2 protein-coding genes are annotated in these 2,215 nt (G+C 72.0%); both read left to right on the forward strand.

The annotated features are described in order from the left end of the window. The first annotated feature begins 150 nt into the window (after nt 1–150). The gene (locus AB0M20_RS39380; protein ID WP_364306141.1) at nt 151–1,377 is read left to right on the forward strand and encodes a DUF1501 domain-containing protein; all 1,227 of its coding nucleotides are present in this window, start codon (nt 151–153) and stop codon (nt 1,375–1,377) included. A gap of 46 nt (nt 1,378–1,423) precedes the next feature. Next, nucleotides 1,424–2,194, forward strand: a complete 771-nt coding sequence (locus AB0M20_RS39385; RefSeq protein WP_364306143.1) for a class III extradiol ring-cleavage dioxygenase — start codon at nt 1,424–1,426, stop codon at nt 2,192–2,194. Nucleotides 2,195–2,215: the final 21 nt, after the last annotated feature.

Consider the following 2,215-nt stretch of genomic DNA (forward strand, 5'->3'; position numbering starts at 1 on the left):
GTGACCGCCTGGACGTGCTGGCCCGGGTGCTGGTCGTCGACGCCTGGACCGACCGCACCCGCGCCGCGCTGACCCCGATCAAGGAGCCGCGGCGCCTGCTCGCGCTCGCCCTGGCCACCCCCGAGTACACGGTCCACTGAGGAGATACGCATGGACACCCTGACCCGGCGCAAGTTCCTCACCGCGAGCGGCGTGGTGGCCGGCGGCGCGCTCGCGCTCGGCGGCACCGCCTACGTCCTCAGCGAGATCCTGGACTTCCGCCAGGACAACAAGCCGGCCGGCGCGAAGACCCTCGTGCTGGTCACCCTCTACGGCGGCAACGACGGCCTCAATACCGTCATCCCGTACGCGGATCCGGCCTACGCCGCCGCTCGCCCCGGCATGACCTACCCGGCCGAGCAGGTGCTGCGCCTGGACGACGCCTTCGGGCTGAACCCCGGCCTCAAGGGCCTGCACCGGCTGTACGGCGAGAAGCGGCTCGCCGTCATCCGCGGCGTCGGATACCCGAAGCCGGACCGCAGCCACTTCCGCTCGATGGACATCTGGCAGACCGGCTCACCGGACCATCCGGTCGGGACCGGCTGGCTCGGCCGCTGGCTGGACGGCGCGGGCGGCGACCCGCGGCTGGCCGTGTCGTTCGAGCCGGTGCTGCCGCCGCTGCTGGCCGGGGCCAGGAGCGCGGGCGCGACGATACCCGGCGGCGCGCTCAAGCTGCCCAAGGTCCTCACGCCCGCGACGCTCGAAGCGCTGGCCGGCACCCAGGCCGGCGAGACGGCCGCGCAAGCACGGGCGGCATCATGTTTCGCCGACCTGATCCGCGTGCAGGACCTGATGGCGGACGTGGAGGTCGACCCGGGCGATGACGACAGCCCCGGAACGGCGACCGGTGGCGCCGCTCCCCCGCTGGACACCCAGCTGGCCCTGGTCACCAAGTGCATCGAGGCTGGTGCCGCCACCCGCGTCTACTCGGTGTCGCTCGGCGGCTTCGACTTCCACGCCGACGAGAGAGGCGCGCAGGAGGCGATCCTGGCGAAGCTCGACAAGCCCCTCGCCGCGTTCGCCGACCGGATGAAGGACCGCGACGTGGTCATCGTGGTGTACTCCGAGTTCGGCCGCCGGGTGAAGGCGAACGCCTCGGACGGCACCGACCACGGCACCGCGTCGTCGATGTTCGTGCTCGGCAAGGGCGTGCACGGCGGCCTGCACGGCGACCCGCCCAGCCTGACCGACCTGGACGACGGCGACCTCAAGCACACGGTCGACTTCCGCGATGTCTACGGCGCGTTGCTGGCCGGGGCGCTCGGGGTCGATCCGGCGCCCGTGCTCGGCGGCTGGGACGGCCGGTTCCGCGATTTATTTGACGAAGCAAATAAATAGACGTACGCTGAGCGCTGATTGTTGAAGTCTCAACGGAGGCACCGCCATGACCCGCATGCCCGCCCTCTTCCTCAGCCACGGCGCGCCGCCGCTGGTGGACAACGCTCGGTGGGTGTCCCAGCTGCAGGAGCTGGCGGCGGGCCTGCCCAGGCCCACGGCGATCCTGATGGCCTCCGGGCAGTGGGAGTCGGCGCCGATGTTGCTCGGCGCCACCGAGACCGTGCCGCTGGTCTACGACTTCGGCGGCTTCCCGCAGCACTACTACGAGGTGCAATATCGCGCGCCCGGTGCGCCGGAGCTGGCCGCGCGCGTCGAGAAGCTGATGCCCGACTCGGAGCCGGTGACCCGGACCGGCCGGGGGCTCGACCACGGTGCGTACGTGCCGCTGACCGTCATGTACCCGGACGCCGACGTGCCGGTGCTGCAGATGTCACTCCCGACCCTCGAGCCCGACCGGTTGCTCGAGATCGGCCGCCGGCTCGCGCCGCTGCGCGACGAGGGCGTTCTGGTCGTCGGCTCCGGCTTCACCACGCACGGCCTGCCGTTCCTGCGCGACTGGCGGGAGGACGCGGAGGCGCCGGGCTGGTCGCGCGAGTTCGACGCCTGGGCCGCCGAGACGCTGGCCCGCGGCGCGGTCGACGAGCTGGCCGACTTCCGCAGCCGGGCGCCGGGCATGCCGTACGCGCACCCGACCATCGAGCACTTCGCGCCGATGTTCCTCACCCTCGGCGCGGCGAGCGACCCCGAGGGCACGCCCGACCAGCCGATCGACGGCTTCTGGATGGGCCTGGCCAAACGTTCGTTCCTGGTCAGCTGATCTCCAGGATCTTCCCAGCCG

The sequence above is a fragment of the Actinoplanes sp. NPDC051633 genome (assembly GCF_040681735.1).
Classification (GTDB): domain Bacteria; phylum Actinomycetota; class Actinomycetes; order Mycobacteriales; family Micromonosporaceae; genus Actinoplanes.